Source organism: Halomonas sp. DP4Y7-1 (assembly GCF_019800705.1).
Classification (GTDB): Bacteria; Pseudomonadota; Gammaproteobacteria; order Pseudomonadales; family Halomonadaceae; genus Halomonas; species Halomonas litopenaei_A.
In genome coordinates this window covers 787,830-803,917 of record NZ_JAHVKS010000001.1, presented here as the reverse complement: position 1 = coordinate 803,917, position 16,088 = coordinate 787,830, and the positions used below count along the sequence as shown (strand labels likewise).

Genomic DNA, 16,088 nt, shown 5'->3' with positions numbered 1-16,088 from the left:
CCCCGTGACCATTTTTAGACGAATCGGACAGTCCATGAACATTCTGATGCTTAACGGCGGCAAGGCATTCGCTCACTCCGGCGGCCGCTACAACGACACTCTGCATGACGCGGGCCGAGGCGTCCTCGCTGAGCTGGGTCACCAGATTCAGGAGACCCGCATCGACGAGGGTTACGACCTTCAGGCCGAAATCGACAAGTGGCTGTGGGCGGACACCATCATCGTGCAGATGCCTGGTTGGTGGATGGGACCGCCGTGGATCGTGAAACGCTACCTGGACGAAGTACTGACCGAAGGCCATGGCAGCCTCTACGCCAGCGACGGCCGCTCGCGCAAGGATCCGTCTCTCCAGTACGGCAGTGGCGGGCTCCTGCAGGGGCGCCGCTATATGCTGTCATTGACCTGGAATGCACCCAGAGAAGCCTTCGATGAGGAAGGCAACTTCTTCGAGGGCAAGGGCGTCGACGGCGTCTACTTCCCGGTCCACAAGGCGATGGAATTCCTCGGCATGCAAGGCTTGCCCACCTACCTCGCCAACGACGTGATCAAGGCGCCCGCGATCGATACCCATGTCGCCGAATATCGCGAACATTTGCTCGCGCTGTTCTCGACCACCGAGGCCTGAGCACACGCTGCCGGCATTAGCCGTGCGGAACGACGCGTCAGGCGCCCGAAGCCCAGCATCCGAAGCCTCTGTGCGATCAGGTAGGGCCTTCGAGCAGCGGACGACGCAGCGACTCATCCGTGCAGGCATTGATGCCATATTTCCTTGAGCGCTTTACGGCCCCCGACAATCCGGCCCGGGCCCGTCCAACAGATCAAGACCAGAGGAGTATCACCATGCTGTGGGTCATTGCGACGATCTCCACAACCCCGGGCAACGCCCAGAACGTGCTGGATGCATTGCGTGAGGTAGCCCCAACGGTTCAACAGGAAGAGGGCTGCCTGCGCTATCAGCCGGCCATCGACGCCCCAAGAGGCCTGACCCATGACGACACCGCGCGCAGCGATACGGTCACCGTCATCGAAACCTGGTCCTCCCGTGCGGCACTGGAAGCCCACATGGATACCCCGCACATGGCACGCTTTCGCGACGCCACGGCAGACTGGGTCACCCATGCCGACATTCGCTTGATCGACCCAGTCGACGCCTGATAGAGGCGCAACGATCAAGAACATACCCGCCCCCGCCCCTTCACCAAGGGGGCGGGGACGGGTGAAATGGCGACTCCATCACGCCGCCGCCTCGACAACACGAGAGCGGTTCACCTTGCCCTGAAGCCACAGGATGCCCAGCGCCAGCACCGCCAGACCGCTTCCGGCCAGTGGCGTGAGTGCCAGCGCCTCCTGTGCGACCAGCGCACTCCCCACGGCGGAGCCGGCCGAGATACCGATATTGAACGACGAGATATTGAGCGCCGAGGCAAACGCCACCGCCCGCGGCCGATGCTGTTCGGCAGACGCCAGCATGCCTGACTGAAACGCGGGCGACAGACCAAAAGCCAAGGCACCCCACACCGCCAGCCATATCGGCATCAACGCGCTTATCTGTCCCCAGGCATGGATGGTTGCCAGGATCGCCGCCAGCCCCAGCAATAGCCAGGCGGCGGTGCGCCGCCATCCCATGGCGCCGACCATTCGACCGCCCATCAGGTTGCCAACCAGGGTCGCGCCACCGAAGACGATCAGCAGTCCACTGGCGATATGCGTGGAGAAACCCGACTGCTCGGTCAGCCAGAGACTGATGTAGGTGAACAGCGGAAAGGTCGCCCCGAAGCCCACCGCCGTCAGCGCCATGGTCAATACGATGACCGGATGGCCGAGCGCCGACAGCTGCTCTCGCCAACTGCCTGTCGGCTGAGCGTCCAGATGCGCCGGCACCCAGCGCCACAGGGCGACTAGCGCCATGCTCGCCAGTACCACAATCACCACGAAGGGAACCCGCCACCCCACGCCGTTACCCAGCAGGCTTCCGACAGGTACACCAATCACCATGGCCAGCGTCAGCCCCGAGAACATCAGCGCAATGGCACTACCTGCCTGCCCTTGTGGCGCCAGCCGACTGGCCACCGTCGCCCCTAGCGCAAACAGGGCGCCATGCGCCACGGCCGTGATCACTCGGCCGAGCATCAGGCTGGTAAAGTCCTGGGCGATGACCGCCAACAGATTGCCGACCAGGAAGAGCGCCATCAGCCCCGTCAGCACCCGACGCGGCGGGAAGCGGGACAAGGTCAGCATGAGCATCGGCGTACCGACCGCCAAGGCCAGCGCATAGCCACTCACCAGAGCACCGGCGCGATCCTGGGTGACGCCCAGATCACTGGCGATGGTGGGCAGCACCCCGACCACGATGAACTCCGCCATGCCGATGGCAAAGGCAGCCACCGCCAGTGCCAGCACGGCAGGATGCTGGCCGCGCATCATGCCGCCTCCCGTGCCATCAGACGCGGCCCCAGCTGGGCAAGGGTCTCGTCCAGTTCGACGGTTGCGCCGGCCACACCGACGGCCCCAACCACCTGCTGTTGTGCATCGCGCAGTACCACGCCGCCGCCAAAACTGATCAGGCCACCATTGGTGTTTTCCAGGGTATAGACGGCCTCGCCGGGAGCGGCGATCTGACCGAGCTGTGCACTGTCGGTTTGAAACAGCGAGGCCGTGCGCGCCTTCTTGATCGCGACATCGATACTGCCGGGAACCGCGCCATCCATGCGTTCGAAGGCGACCTGGAGCCCGCTGGCGTCCACGATGGCCAGCGAGACGGCAAACCCTTCAGCGGCAGCAGCCTCGCGAATCCCTGCAATCACGTGATGGGCATCATCAAGGTGCATGTCATTCTCCTCATGAATACAGACAAGATCAGCGTCGTCGTCGACGCGGTGAGGAGCATGCCTGCGTCCCGCTCGCTGGCACAGAGGAGGGGCACGGATGCCAAGCAAGATTCGACAATGTCGAACGTTGGGAAGGATATGTGGGTTAGCGCGCTTGAAGCCGCTGAGCCAACCGGATCAGCTGCGCCTGCGTCCAGCGCGATGAGGGACCCGCCATGCCCAATGCGGCCACGCAATCGCCGCGCTGGCGCAGCGGAATCGCCAGGCAACAAAGACCTGCCTCCACGGCTTCAAGGTCCAGTGCAAAGCCCTGGAGGCTGACCTCACGCAGTTGAGCCTCCAAGGCATCATTCAGGGGCCCAGTACGCCTGACCTGACGTAGCAGGTCATCATCGTTGGCCAGGAAGACATGCCCGATCGCCGAATGCCGCAGCGACTCCCGGCGTCCTCGCGGACTCTGGACACGCCGCGGCTGTCGTCCCTCCACGGCCTCGAGATACAGGTACTGCTGGCTGCCGCAGGGCGCGGCCAGATAGACCGTCTCATCACTCAGCGCCGCGGCTTCTTCCAGTAGTCCGCGGTAATGATGACGCAGTTGCTCACGCTCCTGCGCCAATGGCTCAGCCAGCTCGTCAAGACGCAACCCAAGCCAGTAGCCCTCGGCCAGGCGCCGGACGTAGCCCAATGCCACCAGGGTATTCAGCAACCCGTGAACGGTGGTCTTGCCCAAGCCCACCTCAGCGCTGAGATGGGCCAATGTCTGCGGCTTGTCGGCGCGTCGCAACGCCTCGAGCAGCAGAAAGCTGCGCGACACCGACTGGATCATTCTGGTCACTGACGTGCCTCGCCCTGAGTCCCGGAGCGTGCGGTGGGAACGCCCGACACCCCGCGAGAGCGACCCGGAGACACCCTCATCATTGGTCCACGACCCCTTCCGGCAATGACTCGCTCCATTCGCGCAGTTCATCGAGCACCTTGATGGCCGTCTCGCCAAGTGGCGTGATCGCGTATTCGACCACGACCGGCGACGTCTCGCGCACGTGCCGGGAGATCAGCCCCTTTGTCTCGAGAAAACGCAGGCGCTCGGTGATCATCTTCTTGCTGGCGCCCCCCACCATGCGAGCAAGGTCATTGAACCTCACCGGCCCTTCGTTGATGTGCCACAGCAAGGATCCTGTCCACTTGCCGCCAAGCACACGCATGCCCTTCTCGATGGCACAGGGTTCCACGCAGGGCGTGGCGACCCTGCGCCGCCCTTTTTCATCTACCGTCACAGACGCTTCCACTTTCCTATCTCCTGTGTACCTACCCAGCCCCCGCTCGAATCGTGGCGTTGACGGCGCCTTGTCCGCTCTCCTCTACCAGGGCGTCCTCTACCAGGGCGCCTTCCACCAGCGCGTCGCCTCCAAGACGTCTCTTACAAGGCGTCTCTTACAAGGCGTCTCTTACAAGGCGTCAACACGTCCGCCGGGATGTCACGCTGCTGTCCAGCGACCAGGTTACCAAAAGTATACTAGTTGCTTTTATATACCGCTCGCTTCATCTTAACTCCTGAAGAGCCTGCAGATCCATGATTCATTGCCACTCAAGACGGAGATTTTTATGCGTAACGTACTGATCATAAACGGTCACCATCCCTATCCATTTGCCAAGGGCACACTCAACGACAGCCTGGCTGAGCGCGCGCGCTCCCGGCTGGCCGACCAAGGACACGAGGTGCGCGTCAGCCGCATCGCCGAAGGGTATGACGTCGAGGAGGCGATCGCCGATCACCAGTGGGCCGACGTCGTGATCATGCAGTTCCCGATCAACTGGATGATGGTGCCCTGGTCCTTCAAGAAGTATATGGATGAGGTCTACACCGCCGGCATGGACGGCCGTTTCTGCAACGGCGACGGTCGCACCGCCGAGAAGCCGAAAGAAAACTACGGTCTTGGCGGTACTCTCACCGGCACACAGTACATGCTCAGCGTCACGCTTAACGCCCCGGCCAAAGCCTTTGATGACCCCGAGGAACATTTCTTCGCCGGCAAGTCGCTGGATGACCTGGTCGCCCCCGTGCATCTGAACGCACGCTTCTTCGACATGAGCCCACTGCCGACCTTCGGCGCCTTCGACGTGATGAAGAACCCCGACATCGACAGCGACCTCGCGCGCTTCGATGCTCACCTCGAGCGCGTCTTCGGCTGATGCCTCCGTCACCTTCAGGAGAACACCCCATGACAACACCTCAATGGCCTGACGCTGGGCACCCGGTTCCGCTGGCCGACCAGGCCTCTCCGGAGTTCTACCGCGAGCTCATCAACACCGGTGAGACACGCCTGGTACACATGACCATGGCCCCCGGCGCCGCTGATGCGCCACACCGCCACCCCGAAGAGATCGTCTACTTCCTTTCTGCCGGCCGCCTGCGCATCGCGCTGGAAAGTGGCGATGTCGTAGAGCGTGACGTGGTAGCAGGGGACGTCATGCATAACGAGGCCTGGGCCCACCAGGTGACCAACGTTGGCGCGACTTCCGTCGAGGCCATCATTTTCGAACGCCTGGATCGCGACGACCTGGCGTAACCCCACTTATCGTCACTCCACTGAGGAAGCCTCCATGCCACAGCCGGATATTCACCTGTACACCGCTGCCACCATGAACGGCTACAAGCCGGTCATCTTTCTCGAAGAGGCCGAGGTGCCCTACGAATTGACCTTCATCGACTTTGGCAAAAAGGAGCAAAAGGCGCCCGACTATCTCAAGCTCAACCCCAACGGGCGCATTCCCACCATTGTCGACCGAGGCAATGACAACTTCGCCGTGTTCGAGAGTGGCGCCATCCTGTGGTACCTGGCCGAGAAGTACGACCAGTTCCTGCCCAGAGAGGCCAAGGCCCGCAGCGAAACGCTACAGTGGCTGATGTTCCAGATGGGGGGCATCGGTCCGATGATGGGCCAGGCCATGTACTTCCAGCGCATCGCCGCCCCCAACGGCCAGCAGGAACCCTTCTCCATCAAGCGTTACGTGGATGAGTCCCGTCGCCTGCTGGAGGTCCTGAACACCCGTCTGGAAGGCCGCGAGTGGCTGGCAGGGGATCAGTACACCATCGCCGACATGGCGACCTACCCCTGGGCCCGCGCCTACGTCTGGGCCAAGGTGTCGATCGACGGTCTCGACCACCTGAAGGCCTGGTTCGAGCGGCTCGATGCGCGCCCCCAGATTCAGAAGGCCTTGACCATCCCGGAGGCACAGCCCGCCTTCTGGGGTGACGCCGACGAAAGCGAGTTCCTCAGAGAAAATGCGGCACGCTTTTCCTCCGATGTGCGCACTTGAACTCGACCCGACGTGGCTCATCGCTGAAGGTATGTAGCGACGCCATAGTGACAGCCCTTGGCCAGTGTGTATCGTAGGCGCTGTTCAGAATTATCCTCACAATGAGATCACCGCCATGACCACCGCCGACGATATTAACCGCATGCTGGCAACACACTGGCCAAGCTGTCCGTTTACCTGTCTCGAACTTGCCGAGCGCCACGCCATTGCCACGGTCGAGGTCCGAGAAGAGGACCTGCGGCCCGGTGGCTATGTGTGTGGCCCTGCCCTGTTTGCCGCTGCAGACGCGGCACTGTGGTTTCTGGCCTCTGCTGGCCGTGAAACGCCACAGGCCATGGCGTTGACCTCTGACCTGGCGATTCGCTATCTGTCGCCGGCTGTCGGCCAGCGGATCATCGCCCGGGCCGACCTCAACAAGAGCGGAGGCAGAACCATGATCGGCAGCGTATCGGTGTGGATGGATGACAGCGAAAGCGAGCCCTGCGCCATCGCACAGGGCGCTTATATTCTTCCCGCCTGATCGTTGTTGCCGGCTCCCGCCCGTCTATCACCTGGGAGCATTCAACTCTTTGAGCGGCCGGGCGCCGATGGCCTCAGGCCTGCTCGGCGTTGGCTTACCGCGGTGCAGCGTCGTGCTGCTTGCTGACATCCTTCAACGAGTTCTGACCCGGTTTTACAACGCACTAGAGCTTATCGATCCACCTCAGAGCAAGGAGGAGGTGAAATCGCGCTGGCGCGCCATTTAGCGACAGTGACCTTGCCTTTCAAGGTGTCAGTAACCACAGCTTTTTGAGTATCCCTGTTCGTCGTTCACAGTTCAGCGTTCGACGGGAGGTTCGTTGCTCATTTCACCCTCCCGATGGCTGCGCTACTGCCTGTGCAGCTTGGGAGGGGGGCACTTCAGGAACTCAGAAAGGTCAAATCTGAATGCTTTTCACCAATTCTGCAGGATTGTAATCTTTATACATAAAGACCAAAGCTCGACTCAAACAAGCCCGAGCATTCACTTAATCACCGTCAAAAACTCCTTATCAACCTAATACAGCTTTACGGTATTCTGAAAGCTCGGCAAAAAACTCTACCATATCACCAGACCCAACTTCCTCATAAGAAATATCTTCGGTCCTAACCATAATTTTTTCCAAAGAAACAGGGAAAACTTCTATTTGACTAGACAAGTACCTTTTGCCAAGTTCAACTTGATATGGAGTACTCAGAAAGAACAAAAAATCTTCTACACTAGGCTTACTTGATGACCACTGCGTGTAGACTTCAACATCACCAGCCGGATAATTAACATCCACACTCCTTCCGTTGAAGAACCTAATAATGGCTGGCATATCTATAACATAAGTATTACCAAGCGGTTCATCGAGAGCAAAAGGCATGCCATTTACAACACAAGGAATAATCTCTTGCTCATAGCTCCCACTACCAAAATGCTTCTCAAGAATATCAGGGTATTTTTTCAAAGCACCACACAGTCTAGCAACCTGCTCTTGATGCTCAACAAAGTCATCTCGCATATTTCTAGATAAAATCGGGTCATTTGCTACAGACCTGTTCTTGCACTCAAAAACAAATACCTTATCACCCCACTTCACAACTACATCATACTCATAAGTCTCTCCTTTCCTCCTCTCTTTGATTTTTTTAGGACCAAGACCCATTTTATAAAAAATAGAAAACAATTTTTCCTCAAGGGCATCTCCTTTCCGTGAAAGCCTCTCCTTGTTCCTTGTTACATTTGATAAAACCAATTCATGCAAAATCGCGTCTTTCAGAGAGGGAACGTAAACCAAATAATTATCTCCAAACTTTATGACAGGAGTGTCATAGAGATCGATTGCCCCCTTCCCAAAAAGCACGTTATTTAAAAATGTTTCAGCAACCCCTTTCAACATCCCTTTTTTTGAAAAAACGTCTAAAAGCTCGCTTTTTTTCAACATAGGGAAAAGTGACTTAGAATCCCCGTCCACAAAAGAATCTTTGGCAAAATCCTGCAATGCAGCATAGCCATCTAGCCACTGCCGAAGTGTCAAGCCTAGACATTTATTCCTTTCATCATCTACCGTTAGAGACAAAACCCTCTCAATGACCAACTTGGTAGAGAGCACGCCTATCTCATACTCACTGAGGCTTACATTATTATTGCGGAAAAACTCAAACGCGCCATAATATATTTCTTTTGTTAGTTGCCTAAGCCTATTTCTAGCTATTACCTCATATTTCCTCCAGTTGTACGGCGCGCATACATCTAAATGCTCATCAATCTTATCCTTATGTTCATCAGGAACATTTCTGTTATCCGGACTATAAACCCATTCCCGCTCACAGTGTCTGATGTCTTTTTGTATATCATCAAAACGCTTCCAAGCCATTGCATTTAAATTCAACGCACCTATCTTAAAAAGAGCATCTTCCCCAGGGTAAACAAAATCACCAAAATCAAAGCACTCTCCGACCAATTTTTTTTCTAGATGGCCGGTACTTTTTAAAACCAGAAAAACTGATTCAAGCACGGTCCATATAGCCGCATCCGGATCAACTCTATTCCCAACAGAATCCTCAATCAAATACGACCGCTGAGTATCTAAAAAACCATCCTCTGTTCTTCCTTTGAGAACCTCCTCTCTTGCTCTACGAGTGATTTCGAGATAATCCTCACCACCTCTAACTAAAGAAGAAGATACAATCTCTTCGACGCTCATCTCCTTCGCAGCCTCAGTCTGGTACCTCCATTCCTTTAATTTAAGAAAGTACCTGTTCGCCAACCTCAACATTTCAGCTCGGCTTATGAAAACTCCCGAGCAGAACTCCCCAGCCTCTTCACAAAGAAAACCATCTAACTCATTAAGGAAGTTTTCAACCCAAGACAACTTATCGGAGTCACCATCCTTTACAACCAGTGACTCATTGCGCAAAACTCCGTCCAGTAAGGCGTCGAAACCTTTCGCACGATAATGTTTTTTGGCCGCATCCAAAGAAGCATTAAAACTACAAGAGGGAGATATTTTCTCAAATTTTAAAGACTTTGACTTTCCCACAAAAAACTCCAAAACTTAGCAAGAAAAAAATCAATCCGGCATCTCGCCAGGCTCCAGCAACCAGAGAAAGTCTGACTCATCGAGCACTGCCACACCCAGGCCCTGCGCCTTACTTAATTTTGTCGGCCCCGCATTGGGGCCAGCGCAGGTAAAGCTGAGAGCTTAAGTCACGGTTTTACGCAGCTGCATGCCTGCATTAGCCGCAGTAGCCTCCAGATCGGCGCGACGAACCTTGGGAAAACTCGTAAAGAGAATCTCGAGGGTATCGTGCGGCGACTTGGCTGCAGGAAGTGCTGTACTGGCCGTGACATTGGCCGGCATCTCGAAGGGTTTCAGCAGAAAGGCGCCTTCATCCACAGCCAGAAAGCGGTCGCGCCGAAAGTTTCGAGGCCCTCGGTCCTGACTGTACACGCCCTTGAGCAACCAGCCGTCGTCGGTCCACTGGGTGACCTCGCGAGTCGTGGAGTTGCCTCGAGCGTCTTGATAGTCGAAACGAATAATCGCCATGCCCCCTCCTCCCTGAAAGGCTGACTTGTTGTGTTGTTGCAATAACTCCCGCTACGAGATCCGCCCGATCCGAATCTCGCACCGCCCCAGGATCTCCACATCCTTCATGTCCTGCAGCTTGATCAATTCCTTCTCATAGCGCGGGTTGTCGCTGATCAGCAGCCAGGCGCCGCCGGTGACGCGCTGCACGCGCTTGATGCGCACCTCGCCATTGACGAGCAGCAGCCCCCTTCCGGGTGCGGATCGCGGCCACTGCGGACCACCAGCACCCAGTCGCCGTCGGCCAGAGTGCCGTCCATCGAGTCGCTGCGGACCTTGACGCCGACCACCCGGGCCGGATCGAGGCCCTGGGCGGCGAGCTGTTTGGTGGGGACTACAGCGTGGACTTGACCTCTTCCCGCTTGAGCTAACGGCCACCACCGACAGCGACCTCAATGTCGTACATGGCTACAGCTAATAGCTTTGAACTTTTCGGGCGCGAACTCATCTTGAGATAGTATCAAACGCAGCCTCTCTTCCTTGAGACGCTCATGGATCGTCACACGGACTCCTCCAGTCCCTCTGACACATGTATATAAATGCATTGGCGTTCAATCCGAAGCAAGCGCATGTTCATCAAAGAAGGAAGCCGCTGTCGAATTCATGGCTTAGCTACCCGCGCCTCGCGCGCTATCGCTGTCGATATCTCTGACACTAACCCCAGCCCGGACAGTATTGCCAGCGATGCAGTGGACAGTATCAACGCCCAGTTGGAAGCTGGCAGTCCAACGCCCTAAGGTCGGCCAACCCCATTGCTCGACAAGCCAACTGCTGTCGAAGCCACTACCCACAGAGGGTCTTCATCCACACCACCCCTCATGGCACTTCGCTACATTAGCGAAGCCTACCTTAATAGTCATCCTGAAGCCATCACTAGCCCATCAGGCACCTGGTAAGAAGGGCTGCTCATGTCGGTCAAGGAGTGTGTTTTCCGCCATTAGGCGGCCGACAGGACATAATTCGACGTACGGCCAGGGACCAGCCTTTCAAAAACCCGTGTTTGCGTAGTGCAAGGATGGCGTAAGTCGAGCAAGTCGGTTCATACAAGCAAGCATCACGCAGGCGGCGAGGCGCTATACGCTGATATAGTTTCACTAGCCCAACAGAAACCTTTACGAGAAACACAGAGTGTCACTCGGCAGGCTTACGGAAGGTAATTACGTAATATGTTGTTTCATCAGCCTTCTGTCCAAACAGCGACGCCAGGCATCCCGGACGCACATGTACACCGATGGGATCAACACGATGAAACTCCCAACCATTGCGAGCCTGCTCGTTGACTACAGCCTCTAGATAAGCCGCTGCTTCGTTGCCTTTCTGCCCTTTCGACTCAATCGAAATGTTCGGCGGAACTTGCTGCATCTTATATGTGTACATCGACTCCACTCCTTAGCTTAAAGAATTTTAGAATGACGCCCGACTCCCATCGTCCGACGTGAGAGCATCAAGTCGAAACCTGCAACCTATTCCCATGTTTCACAGCAGTTCTCTGCATATTTTCGAGGCCTGCCAACCTAGGCCAGCTCGGACAGACTGAAACGGGACGCGTCCGTATGCCTGATCCGGAAAACTAATGGCGAGCGCCACATTACGCGATTGCCAGTATCATCCTCAGGGGTCACTCTCACCATAAGCCTTTTTAACTAATTAGGCCAACCCTGACTGAGTAAATATCTGGTTTAATCAGCCTCTTCCCGAAGCACGGCTGACTGCTCGGTTCGTTTGCAGTGAGCTGAAGCGAACGACCAGGAAAGATACGTAAAATGACAATCGGCTGCGTAGAAACACTCTTGCCGCCACCCGAAGTTTGGCTTGCCATAGATGTGTTCAATGATTGCGTGCCACGCAGCATGCCGGGTGGGCTCTGCAAGGGCTCCCACGGAAGCACTGGGCCCGTACTCTCGCATTCCAGCATCTATGAAAAGGGCCCCGGCTACCCTGGAGTGAGGAAAGCTGCCTAGCGTCTAACACACTGCGACGGATCAAACTACAAGTACGGCTCAGCGCCTAGACATTGAAAACATGGTCGCGGCCCTCTAAAAAATGGGGCGAGCACAGGAGCCCCCTCCCGGAACCCCAGCGCCGATCTAGAGCGCTAGCGAGCCTGTCTTGATGAAGGCAACAGACGAAGCAGCAGGCCAATGGCCACAAGGCTTATCCAAGAAAGGTACGCGGGAAACCAGCGCGCCCACCACTCACTGGAGTGCCACGGCAAGCCATTGAGAGACTGCACGTTCAACGCCATGTACAAGTTAAGCGACAGCACCACCGCCAGTCCGGCCATGCCAATTCCCAAAAGTAATCCCGACAGCCGACGCCTATGCATTCGTGCGTTCTCCATGCGAGTGGTACCGCCAGTGTCGTCCAGACAGCCCTCCACGTCTACTCGAGCTGCACGCAACACTGTCCGAAATCGCTGGAATAAGCCGCAGTGATCACCTATTGGGTCGACGTCAATAAGACGACTCGGTTCACGCGCTTATCTTGTCCAAATTCGATCAGAGCAAACCATTCCCGGTAAGCATCCTCAGAATGGGTATCGGGAATGTCGGAGCAGGCCGGGATAACGAAATTTTGCGATCTGGCAGTATATCCTGAGGGCACGCGTCCAAGAATGCGGATCACTTCCCCACGGGTCAAACCAACCCTGATCCCTGAGGGCGTCTGCCAGTTCGGCGAGATGGTGGACATATTGACAACGACGTCCCGGAAAAAATCGATATTCGCGCCATTCAGGGCTAGCCGGTCAATTGGCTCATCACTGAACGAGGTTGCGTCGGTGGCTTTCGGTGTTCCGAACTTGCTGAGTGCGCCCACTGGCGCGCCCATCTTTATCCCATTGAGGCGAAGCTCCGATGGGGGAAGGCAATCAAATTCGTCGCTGTATCGATGGTTTTTTAGCAGGAGCGGTATGGAGGCCGATGAAACAGCATCCGATATCCAGGTCTGGGAGTCCCAATCCCACGTCTGGCCGGCGGCCACTTTGACATCATGGAGCCCGCCGCCAAAGCCATAGCTTACTGTCTCAGGGATGCACTCAAGGCGGGCGATCCGCTCGCCGCTCTCGGTCACTTCAACCCACCCAAAGCGCCTTATCGGACGCTGCATCTCCTCCTCGGAAAACGGACGGTCAAAGCCGCCCACAACGTTGTAACCGTAATCTTGATTGAAGAAGGTGACTGACTCGCTGATCGCCTTGCCAAGCCCCGACCATGGCTCAAAATCAACGCGTTCAATGGGTTCTGACAGAGTGAGGTCCGCTGGCCCGCCAATTGGGCCGTAGCTGTAGGTGGCAGTCTGGCTATCGAAACACACGAAGACTTCGGTACCGAGGCCTTCCATCTGGCAGGAGGTGAAGGCTTCCTGCCCTTGTGGGCAGCCTGCCTCCGCTCCCGTCGCCAGCAGACCCATCACGAGCAACAGGCCGCCCATTAGTCCGTATTTCAGTCGCCCAAGCCTTTTGAGATGCATGTCTCTATCCCGGCACTGATGAGGAGGTTTCACACCAAACACTATAGCGCTGCAGGTGCCACGCTTGAGAAAAATTCCTAACGCGCGGTCGAACAGGAACACATGCTCGATCTGACCAGAGCTTGGTGCCTGGTGCGAAACTTGGGGATCCCTTCGCTCTCGTGGGGCGCTGACGATACGCTCCAGGCAGCATCAGCTAAATAGCCGCCGTTCACTGCTCGTGTTCAGGATCTCTGGGGCGGGACGATGCAGGCTTAGCCCTTGGCACAAGTCCCCGGGACCACCTCGCGTGACAGGTCAACAGATGACGGTTTCCAAGAGCAAGTAAACAAGGCCAGGTAAACAAGGTCTGGCAAACACCACCCATATAGAAAAGCCCGCTGATTTCTCAGCGGGCTTTTCAACAATTCGTGGCGGAGGGGGAGGGATTCGAACCCTCGAAGCCTTTCGACTTACACACTTTCCAGGCGTGCTCCTTCGACCACTCGGACACCCCTCCGCATTGTCATCTTGAAGAACATGATGCCCGCGTTGCGCGGTGCTTATCCCTCAAGACGGCGCATACTTTATCGCCTTAAGTTCTCGATTGCAAGCCGTTTTTTGCTACTTTGCCCATACTGGAGATCGGTTTGGTGCCTAGACGGCAATTGGCGGCTCGCTGGACAGCACGGCGTAGTCACCACGCGCCTCAAGGCACAGCGTTTCACCACACCACAGCTCCTGGACCAGGGCGATTCGCCCCTTCCCTCGCTCGGCCAGGCGACGCTCCAGCGCATCTTCGGGCGATGTCTCCCCGGCGATAGCACTGTCGAGCATTGCTCGGTCGTCGCCCGGCTCTTCCGGCCGGCAGATCAAGCGATAGTCCCCGGTCACCGGCGCCACAAAGCGCTGGCTAGCCTGCGCTACCACCACATCCTGGTTGATCCCGCGACGCCTAAGCCACAGCGTCGTCCAGCACCAGCCCAGCAGGGTGGTCTGAGCGGTCAACGAACCGCCAAAACCGGTGCCCTTGTCATTGAGGTTGGGACGCAGATCGAGCTCCCACACGAGAGCGTTACCCTCTTCCCGCATGCGCTGGATGCCAAGCGATCCCACCAGGGGGATGGCCTCCCCCAGCCAGTCAAGAAAACCGTTCAGGTCTTCAGGCACACCTGTGGGCGGCAGCGCTGGCCGCGGATGCGCGTGGCCAACCTGTCTTGTCATGTCATCCATGAACGTGCGTCCCGTATCGCTGACCCAAGCGCAACGGCGCTTAGTCCCATACCTCGACGTAATCCTCTACCCGGTGCTCGGCGATGGGCTTGTGACGACCACCCAGCTGGCCCAGGTAGATGAAGGCGACCAGCTCATCGTGCTCTCCCAGCCTGAGCCCCTTGCGCACGGTGTCGTCGAAGGCGTACTTGCCACTGCGCCACATGGCGCCCAGACCCTGGGCGTGAGCGGCCAGCAAGATACCGTGGGCGGCGCACCCTGCGGAAATCACCTGCTCGATCTTCGGTACCTTGGGCACGTCCGGGTCCACCTTGGCGACGACGCCGATGATCATCGGTGCGCGCTTGGGTTTCATCCGTGCGCTGTTGAGGCACTCGTCGGTCGCCTTGGGGTCTTCGCGAAACTCGGCCTCGGCGAACAGCTCGCCTAGTCGATCGAGGCCTTCACCGGAGAACTCGATAAAGCGCCAAGGCCTGAGTTCCTTGTGATCCGGCGCGCGCAGCGCGGCTCGGTACATGGCATCGAGCTGCTCACGGGACGGAGCAGGCCCCGTCAGCTTGCCCATGGAGCTGCGTTCATGCAGCAATGTCATGGCATCCATCGTGTCACTCCAGAGGGCGAATGCCCTGTCACAATTCAATGGTTGAGACGCTTTCGCATTACCCTACCAGACCACTCAGGTATTGTCCCTGCGGCACCATCTATCGCCGCGATCTATCCCCGCGATCTAGGGCGCCGCATCCACTGCGTGCGGCTGGTCACTGCCGCGCCAGGCGCAGCGGCGTGGGAGGCGTTTCGCCGGGGGTGCCGCGCCAGGGGCTGATATCCAGACCACCGCGCCGCAGGTAGCGCGCCAACACCAGCAGGCGTTCAGGGCGGGCCCTCTCCATCAGGTCCACGAACATGTGCTCGACACAGTGTTCGTGAAAGTCCTGATGCTGGCGGTAACCGACGATGTAGCGCAGCAGGCCATCTCTATCGAGCCTGGGCCCACGGTAGCGAATCATGACGCTGCCCCAATCGGGCTGTCCGGTGACCGGGCAGTTGGACTTGAGCAGGTGGGAGGTCAGCGTCTCCTCGACAATCTCATCGCTCACCGTCAGGTGATCGGGAGTGGGGGTATAACGAGCAATTTCGATATCCCGGTCGTCGATGCACTCACCCGGCAGGCGGCGCGGTGACAGCTGCTCATCCTCGACGTCGAGAATCTCAACGCTCACCGCTGCCCCTGCCGCCTCGCCAAGGTCCCGCTCCAGGGTCGCGATGAGCTCACTGCGCGAACTCAAGCGCGTCTGGTTCAGGCTGTTGAGGTACAGCTTCCACGACTTGGACTCGATCAGGCGTGGTGAGCTCGCTGGCAGACGAAAGCGCGCCACGGCAACGCATGGCTTGCCCTTGGGCGTCAGCCAGGACAGCTCGAAGGCGTGCCATTCGTCTTCTCCCACGAATGGCAGTGCATCCTCCGCGATGCCCAGGGGCGCTCGGTTGGCCGCCCGCTCGATGGGGAAGAGAAGCCCCGGATCGTACTGGTCGGGGTAGGCCGACTCTCGTCCCAGCGGGGCGTCGGCCAAGGTCGCGGGGCGATGGTGAGGATGATCGGACGAGTGACTCATGCACGCTACCTGAACACAAAAGAACCAAGAAAAAGGGTCACGGCAAACGCCGC

Annotated in this window: 19 protein-coding genes and 1 tRNA gene; 6 read left to right on the top strand and 14 right to left on the bottom strand. The window is 57.6% G+C overall.

The annotated features are described in order from the left end of the window. Window positions 1-34 precede the first annotated feature (34 nt). Together KUV72_RS03310 and KUV72_RS03305 are read left to right on the top strand one after the other, a co-directional pair. Window positions 35-625: an NAD(P)H-dependent oxidoreductase gene (locus KUV72_RS03310; protein WP_222162038.1), complete on the top strand. Its 591-nt coding sequence runs from the start codon at window positions 35-37 to the stop codon at window positions 623-625. Window positions 626-840: 215 nt separating this feature from the next. Next, entirely contained in the window at window positions 841-1,155 is a 315-nt protein-coding gene (locus KUV72_RS03305; RefSeq protein ID WP_222237413.1) for a putative quinol monooxygenase, read from the top strand. Window positions 1,156-1,233: 78 nt separating this feature from the next. On the opposite strand, the gene KUV72_RS03300 is transcribed toward KUV72_RS03305, so the two are convergent. From KUV72_RS03300 to KUV72_RS03285, 4 genes are all read right to left on the bottom strand, one after another. Then, on the bottom strand, window positions 1,234-2,424 hold the full coding sequence (locus KUV72_RS03300; RefSeq protein WP_222237412.1) for an MFS transporter: 1,191 nt from the start codon (window positions 2,422-2,424) through the stop codon (window positions 1,234-1,236). Then, window positions 2,421-2,828 (bottom strand): GlcG/HbpS family heme-binding protein, encoded by a 408-nt coding sequence (locus tag KUV72_RS03295; RefSeq protein ID WP_222237411.1) that lies wholly within the window; start codon window positions 2,826-2,828, stop codon window positions 2,421-2,423. Before KUV72_RS03295 ends, KUV72_RS03300 begins: the two co-directional genes overlap by 4 nt. Before the next feature lie 145 nt (window positions 2,829-2,973). Continuing rightward, on the bottom strand, window positions 2,974-3,654 hold the full coding sequence (locus KUV72_RS03290; protein WP_261317340.1) for an IclR family transcriptional regulator: 681 nt from the start codon (window positions 3,652-3,654) through the stop codon (window positions 2,974-2,976). Between the two features lie 88 nt (window positions 3,655-3,742). Further along, window positions 3,743-4,114, bottom strand: a complete 372-nt coding sequence (locus KUV72_RS03285; protein WP_222237409.1) for a winged helix-turn-helix transcriptional regulator — start codon at window positions 4,112-4,114, stop codon at window positions 3,743-3,745. 316 nt (window positions 4,115-4,430) lie between these two features. On the opposite strand from KUV72_RS03285, the gene KUV72_RS03280 reads away from it, so the two are divergent. The 4 genes from KUV72_RS03280 to KUV72_RS03265 all read left to right on the top strand — a co-directional run bounded on the left by KUV72_RS03280 (window position 4,431) and on the right by KUV72_RS03265 (window position 6,666). Then, window positions 4,431-5,018: an NAD(P)H-dependent oxidoreductase gene (locus KUV72_RS03280; protein ID WP_222237408.1), complete on the top strand. Its 588-nt coding sequence runs from the start codon at window positions 4,431-4,433 to the stop codon at window positions 5,016-5,018. Between the two features lie 29 nt (window positions 5,019-5,047). Beyond that, a complete protein-coding gene (locus tag KUV72_RS03275) occupies window positions 5,048-5,395 on the top strand; it encodes a cupin domain-containing protein (RefSeq protein WP_172977712.1) in 348 nt (115 codons plus the stop codon). A 34-nt stretch (window positions 5,396-5,429) separates the two neighbouring features. Further along, window positions 5,430-6,146, top strand: coding sequence for a glutathione S-transferase family protein (locus KUV72_RS03270; RefSeq protein WP_222237407.1), 717 nt, complete (start codon window positions 5,430-5,432; stop codon window positions 6,144-6,146). Between the two features lie 115 nt (window positions 6,147-6,261). Further along, the gene (locus KUV72_RS03265) at window positions 6,262-6,666 is read left to right on the top strand and encodes a PaaI family thioesterase (RefSeq protein WP_206942712.1); all 405 of its coding nucleotides are present in this window, start codon (window positions 6,262-6,264) and stop codon (window positions 6,664-6,666) included. 511 nt (window positions 6,667-7,177) lie between these two features. On the opposite strand, the gene KUV72_RS03260 is transcribed toward KUV72_RS03265, so the two are convergent. From KUV72_RS03260 to queF, 10 genes are all read right to left on the bottom strand, one after another. Beyond that, a complete protein-coding gene (locus tag KUV72_RS03260) occupies window positions 7,178-9,193 on the bottom strand; it encodes a hypothetical protein (RefSeq protein WP_222237406.1) in 2,016 nt (671 codons plus the stop codon). A 162-nt stretch (window positions 9,194-9,355) separates the two neighbouring features. Next, entirely contained in the window at window positions 9,356-9,700 is a 345-nt protein-coding gene (locus tag KUV72_RS03255) for a hypothetical protein (protein WP_222237405.1), read from the bottom strand. 51 nt (window positions 9,701-9,751) lie between these two features. Continuing rightward, window positions 9,752-10,117 (bottom strand): S24 family peptidase, encoded by a 366-nt coding sequence (locus KUV72_RS19795; protein ID WP_315857840.1) that lies wholly within the window; start codon window positions 10,115-10,117, stop codon window positions 9,752-9,754. Between the two features lie 537 nt (window positions 10,118-10,654). After that, entirely contained in the window at window positions 10,655-10,864 is a 210-nt protein-coding gene (gene yidD, locus KUV72_RS03245; RefSeq protein WP_222237403.1) for a membrane protein insertion efficiency factor YidD, read from the bottom strand. A 6-nt stretch (window positions 10,865-10,870) separates the two neighbouring features. Then, window positions 10,871-11,116 carry a DUF4177 domain-containing protein gene (locus KUV72_RS03240; protein WP_206942715.1) on the bottom strand — a complete coding sequence of 82 codons (246 nt, stop codon included), beginning with the start codon at window positions 11,114-11,116 and terminating at the stop codon, window positions 10,871-10,873. Between the two features lie 1,062 nt (window positions 11,117-12,178). Then, window positions 12,179-13,210, bottom strand: a complete 1,032-nt coding sequence (locus KUV72_RS03235; RefSeq protein ID WP_222237402.1) for a hypothetical protein — start codon at window positions 13,208-13,210, stop codon at window positions 12,179-12,181. A 411-nt stretch (window positions 13,211-13,621) separates the two neighbouring features. Beyond that, window positions 13,622-13,709, bottom strand: a tRNA-Ser gene (locus tag KUV72_RS03230). Window positions 13,710-13,846: 137 nt separating this feature from the next. Continuing rightward, window positions 13,847-14,422, bottom strand: a complete 576-nt coding sequence (locus KUV72_RS03225) for a YiiD C-terminal domain-containing protein (RefSeq protein ID WP_409996353.1) — start codon at window positions 14,420-14,422, stop codon at window positions 13,847-13,849. 40 nt (window positions 14,423-14,462) lie between these two features. Next, a complete protein-coding gene (locus tag KUV72_RS03220) occupies window positions 14,463-15,023 on the bottom strand; it encodes a nitroreductase family protein (RefSeq protein WP_206942717.1) in 561 nt (186 codons plus the stop codon). Window positions 15,024-15,180: 157 nt separating this feature from the next. After that, a complete protein-coding gene (gene queF / locus KUV72_RS03215) occupies window positions 15,181-16,035 on the bottom strand; it encodes an NADPH-dependent 7-cyano-7-deazaguanine reductase QueF (protein WP_222237401.1) in 855 nt (284 codons plus the stop codon). Window positions 16,036-16,088: the final 53 nt, after the last annotated feature.

Coding starts and splice junctions, on each gene's coding strand:
- KUV72_RS03310 (WP_222162038.1), top strand. CDS start 35: ATGAACATTCTGATGCTTAACGGCGGCAAGGCATTCGCTCACTCCGGC.
- KUV72_RS03305 (WP_222237413.1), top strand. CDS start 841: ATGCTGTGGGTCATTGCGACGATCTCCACAACCCCGGGCAACGCCCAG.
- KUV72_RS03300 (WP_222237412.1), bottom strand. CDS start 2,424: ATGATGCGCGGCCAGCATCCTGCCGTGCTGGCACTGGCGGTGGCTGCC.
- KUV72_RS03295 (WP_222237411.1), bottom strand. CDS start 2,828: ATGCACCTTGATGATGCCCATCACGTGATTGCAGGGATTCGCGAGGCT.
- KUV72_RS03290 (WP_261317340.1), bottom strand. CDS start 3,654: ATGATCCAGTCGGTGTCGCGCAGCTTTCTGCTGCTCGAGGCGTTGCGA.
- KUV72_RS03280 (WP_222237408.1), top strand. CDS start 4,431: ATGCGTAACGTACTGATCATAAACGGTCACCATCCCTATCCATTTGCC.
- KUV72_RS03275 (WP_172977712.1), top strand. CDS start 5,048: ATGACAACACCTCAATGGCCTGACGCTGGGCACCCGGTTCCGCTGGCC.
- KUV72_RS03270 (WP_222237407.1), top strand. CDS start 5,430: ATGCCACAGCCGGATATTCACCTGTACACCGCTGCCACCATGAACGGC.
- KUV72_RS03265 (WP_206942712.1), top strand. CDS start 6,262: ATGACCACCGCCGACGATATTAACCGCATGCTGGCAACACACTGGCCA.
- KUV72_RS03255 (WP_222237405.1), bottom strand. CDS start 9,700: ATGGCGATTATTCGTTTCGACTATCAAGACGCTCGAGGCAACTCCACG.
- KUV72_RS03240 (WP_206942715.1), bottom strand. CDS start 11,116: ATGTACACATATAAGATGCAGCAAGTTCCGCCGAACATTTCGATTGAG.
- KUV72_RS03235 (WP_222237402.1), bottom strand. CDS start 13,210: ATGCATCTCAAAAGGCTTGGGCGACTGAAATACGGACTAATGGGCGGC.
- KUV72_RS03225 (WP_409996353.1), bottom strand. CDS start 14,422: ATGGATGACATGACAAGACAGGTTGGCCACGCGCATCCGCGGCCAGCG.
- KUV72_RS03220 (WP_206942717.1), bottom strand. CDS start 15,023: ATGGATGCCATGACATTGCTGCATGAACGCAGCTCCATGGGCAAGCTG.
- queF (WP_222237401.1), bottom strand. CDS start 16,035: ATGAGTCACTCGTCCGATCATCCTCACCATCGCCCCGCGACCTTGGCC.